The organism is Dysgonomonas sp. ZJ709 (assembly GCF_011039195.1).
Classification (GTDB): Bacteria; Bacteroidota; Bacteroidia; order Bacteroidales; family Dysgonomonadaceae; genus Dysgonomonas.
The window spans coordinates 1-4019 of the sequence record NZ_JAAKEM010000058.1 but is presented as its reverse complement, the minus strand read 5'-3'; the positions used below and the strand labels follow the sequence as shown (position 1 = coordinate 4019).

Genomic DNA, 4019 nt, shown 5'->3' with positions numbered 1-4019 from the left:
GGATCACATAAAGATCAGAAAATCAACGACTTATTTCTGACAAAACAAGACAAAACTCTCTAAGATAGATTCTTAGGGAGTTTTTTTTATTCTCTCCCCAAGACATAATCAGCCATTTAAATGCCGATATCAGACAGTCATTCGTTACGGATTCGTTACGGATTTTAAAAAAGACAAAAACCGTAACGATTAAGAATGTAAGTTTCTCATTTGTCGATTATTGGCAGTATTTTGTCTACCTGACTTCTAACAATTAATTCTAGTTTTGAACACTAAAAAATGATGTGTTATGAATGTTATGAAGTCAACTTTTCGTGTATTGTTTTACCTACGGAAAAATGAAGTAAACAAATCCGGTAATTCTTCCATTATGGTCAGGATTACTGTTAATGGAGAACAAGTACAATTCAGCTCCAAGTTACAAATCAAGCCCGAGCTATGGGACACCAAGAATGGAAAGGCAGTCGGTCGGAATGCAGAGTCTATGAACATTAACCGCTTATTGGATGCTATCAGTGTTAAGACAACGGAATTATACCACAAGCATTTGAGCGAATACGGTTATGTTTTGCCAGAGAAAATCAAAAATATTATTTTAGGAATTGATACCGACCGCAGAAAAATGCTGTTAGAGCATTTTGGGGAATACAATGAGTTCTATATTTTGAAGATTGGTAAAGATACCTCTCAGATAACTGCTAATCGCTACAAACTAACGAAACTTCGTTTACAGGAGTTCCTTAAAATGGAATATCATCTTTCAGACATTCCTGTCTTTGAGTTGACTCCTATTTTTGTGGAGAAGTTTTTCCTGTTCCTTAGAAATACCCACAGTTGCAGCAACAATACGGCTCTTAAATTTATTCAGCGGTTCAGGGCAGTATTTTACTACATTAAAGACACCGGAGCAGATATCAAGATTAATCCTTTCGGCAGTTTTAGATTCCGCACTACTAAGGTTGTTCGTGAAGTACTTTCGCAAGAAGAGATTGATGTGATATACAGAAAAGAGTTCCTTACCGAAAGATTAAGTCTCGTAAGGGATATGTTTATTTTCATGTGCTATAGCGGGTTGTCATATATAGATGTAGCACGGCTGACAGAAGATTCTGTAAAGACAGCCTTTGACGGACACAAATGGATAATGATTCAACGGCAAAAGACCAGTGTACCATCAAATATCCGTCTGTTGGAAATACCGAGGGAAATCATAGAGAAGTACAGAGGGCAGCAAATCAATGGAAAACTATTTCCGATCTGCTCCAATCAAAAGATGAATGAATACCTCAAAGAAATCGCAACTATCTGTGGTATAAATAAGTGCGTCACCTGCCACGTAGCAAGACATACTTTCGGAACGACTGTTACGCTAGCCAACGGTGTACCTATTGAAACAGTATCGAAGATGCTCGGGCATACCGATATTAAAACGACCCAAATTTACGCCAAGATTGTCGACCAAAAACTAAGTTCGGATATGGATAATTTAGCTAAAAGCTATAAAAAAAGAAGATACGCTAATAAATAAGCCTTATGGAAACAGGATATATTAAATTCTCGGATGTAGGAACTGATAAACCCATCATCGAGGTCAAACTCGTTGTTGGTACAGTCTGGATGACAATAAACGAGATAGCAGATTTGTTCGGGGTATATAATCCGACAATCTTTAAACATCTTAAAGCAATGTTTAAAGATAATTTGCTGCGAGAAAATGATGTTACGAAGGAATATAGATATACCCGAGATGAAGGTGGAGAGTATATATGCACCTATTACAATTTGGAGGCTATCATTTTTCTAAGTTTTCGTATTCAATCGCTCTATACGAAAGCTTTTCGTGCATGGGTACTCAATGCCTTTTGCGAATATAGCCGGAGAAAGAAAGAGCATGAAGTTATTGTGATATTCAATACTAATATGAACGAGTATTCACTTAAAACCTTGAATTGATATGGAACTGCAAATCATTCAGAACAAAATATTTGAAGTTCGGGGCTTACGAGTGATCATTGATTTTCATTTGGCGGAACTTTATCAGGTCGAGACCAGAGCTTTAAAACAAGCAGTAAGAAGAAACATCGAGCGTTTCCCCGAAGACTTCATGTTTGTATTGACGAATCAAGAAGCTATTGAGTTGATAAACATAGGGGTGTCACAATCTGTGATACCCTCCGGTTATAATATTGGGGCATCTAAAATCTTTGCCTTTACTGAACAAGGAGTAGCAATGCTTTCATCTGTGCTCCGAAGTAAGATAGCCATTGAAATCAATATCTCGATTATGAGAGCCTTTGTCGCTCTTCGTCAATATGCTTTAGGCTATGCCGACCTTAGCCAAAGATTGGAGAGCTTTATGCTCGAAACAAATATGCAGTTCAACGAAGTATATCAGGCATTGACCGAATTGGCTAGTGTTAGAGAGTTAGAAGATAAACCACGAAAGCGGGTTGGATATTTGCAAGATGAGGAGGAGCAGTGATGCTCCTTTTCTTGCATTAAAACGTTACCAAGTTTTATAAAATTTCTCACCACTCTGTATCATGATGATTGTTTTGGCAATACGATCTACTTTGGTTTGTTCAGTCTTAGCTGAATATATCCAATTAACAAAAGCTTTTTTCTCCCCATCACTGTATGTTTCAAACTTTTCTAGAACACCGTCTTCGTACTTCATGCACAACACCAACTCTTCTGGCATTTCAGTTGGCAAATTGTCTTCATAGAGAGTAATGCGTACCGTATCGCCAGCCTGCTTCTTTATTTTCTTCCTTATTTCCGACTTAAGGGCTAACATCAAATGACCATTACCTAAAGGCATCAAACGAACATTTGAAAACTCGTAATCATCTATCTTTCCTTTTACCTTCAACATCCCAAAAGAGGTTTTAGGCATAGGGATTTCGAGTATCTCGACATAAGTCCATCCTCCCTTTCCCTCAAATTTCTGTAATAAGTAATCTTTATCTACTAATGGTTTCTCAATTTCCATATACCAAAATTAATGAAAAGGGGGTAAAAAGAACCCCAACTGCTATATAAATAGCTGCGTCGAACAAATGGCACAGCTATTTTTATATATAAACATTTCCTTGTACGATAAAGTCAATTTTATTTCATAGGAATACATAAATCTACTACCCAAGGAGCATCAGGATCTTCCATATCACCTGTGCAGCTCAAATAAAGGTCGTATTGGTCTCTCATGTCATATTCATAGCCTTTTTCGTTAAATGCACTATATACTTTGCACCATGCCTCGCCGCATTCTGACATATTGATTTCTACCTGCATCACAAAATACTTTCCGCCGCTGATTGTATACTGTTTCATTCCTTCGCCCGGTTCTATTCCGGCAAGGTCTTCCAGGCAAGCCTCCGAACGTAAACTCTCTGCCGGTATATGCATGGGGTCGTCGTGATAAACTCCCGCCATCTTGGGGGCAGCAGGCCACAGGTTGTTTTCTCCTGCCCATACGCATAGTTTTTCAAAAGCAGGGCCTATACCCGAATAGTCGCCAACGTGCGAAATGGCAATCGTTTTAATCGGTTCGAGATTTTTAATTTCTGTACTGTTAATTTTCATAAGTCTAAATTTTTAATGATTTGTTTTATAATACCTTTTATTTCAATAGGGCGAATCACTGTTGTTGTGTCGGCATTCGCCAATACCCACCTTGCTAAAGATTCGAGTGAATAAGCCATGTAGGTTTGCTCCATCTGCCCGTTTTCAAGCTCTTTCTCTTCAGCCAGTCCCATAAAATAGCATCTGTCGGCATAATGCTTGGACACCTCTTTGCTTGTTTGTAATACAACTTCTATCAGGCAGTGATGATCCTCACACCCAAGAAGCGATTCCAACGGCGGATGAATTTTCGTGTGTTTATCGGTCGTTGTTTTTATATTTTCAATACGATTGAGCTTGAATATTCGATACTCTTCCCGTAAGTGACACCAAGCCGAAAGATACCAGTTAGGGTGTGTATAGGTAATACCTACAGCCTCTAAGGCTCTCTGACT

6 protein-coding genes are annotated in these 4019 nt (G+C 38.4%); 3 read left to right on the top strand and 3 right to left on the bottom strand.

The window, feature by feature from the left end:
* The first annotated feature begins 298 nt into the window (after positions 1-298).
* From G7Y56_RS18175 to G7Y56_RS18165, 3 genes are read left to right on the top strand one after another with little or no spacing between them, the layout of a single operon-like run.
* Positions 299-1528, top strand: a complete 1230-nt coding sequence (locus G7Y56_RS18175) for a site-specific integrase (RefSeq protein WP_165045851.1) — start codon at positions 299-301, stop codon at positions 1526-1528.
* Positions 1529-1533: 5 nt separating this feature from the next.
* Complete coding sequence (locus tag G7Y56_RS18170) at positions 1534-1953, top strand: virulence RhuM family protein (protein ID WP_165045849.1); 420 nt, start codon at positions 1534-1536, stop codon at positions 1951-1953.
* Between the two features lies 1 nt (position 1954).
* Positions 1955-2482 carry an ORF6N domain-containing protein gene (locus G7Y56_RS18165; RefSeq protein ID WP_165045847.1) on the top strand — a complete coding sequence of 176 codons (528 nt, stop codon included), beginning with the start codon at positions 1955-1957 and terminating at the stop codon, positions 2480-2482.
* Between the two features lie 24 nt (positions 2483-2506).
* On the opposite strand, the gene G7Y56_RS18160 is transcribed toward G7Y56_RS18165, so the two are convergent.
* From G7Y56_RS18160 to G7Y56_RS18150, 3 genes are all read right to left on the bottom strand, one after another.
* Entirely contained in the window at positions 2507-2992 is a 486-nt protein-coding gene (locus G7Y56_RS18160; RefSeq protein ID WP_165045845.1) for a YdeI/OmpD-associated family protein, read from the bottom strand.
* A gap of 119 nt (positions 2993-3111) precedes the next feature.
* Complete coding sequence (locus G7Y56_RS18155; protein WP_165045843.1) at positions 3112-3585, bottom strand: GyrI-like domain-containing protein; 474 nt, start codon at positions 3583-3585, stop codon at positions 3112-3114.
* On the bottom strand, positions 3582-4019 hold a 438-nt coding region (locus G7Y56_RS18150; RefSeq protein WP_165045841.1), incomplete at its 5' end, for a YafY family protein. The genes G7Y56_RS18150 and G7Y56_RS18155, both read right to left, overlap by 4 nt.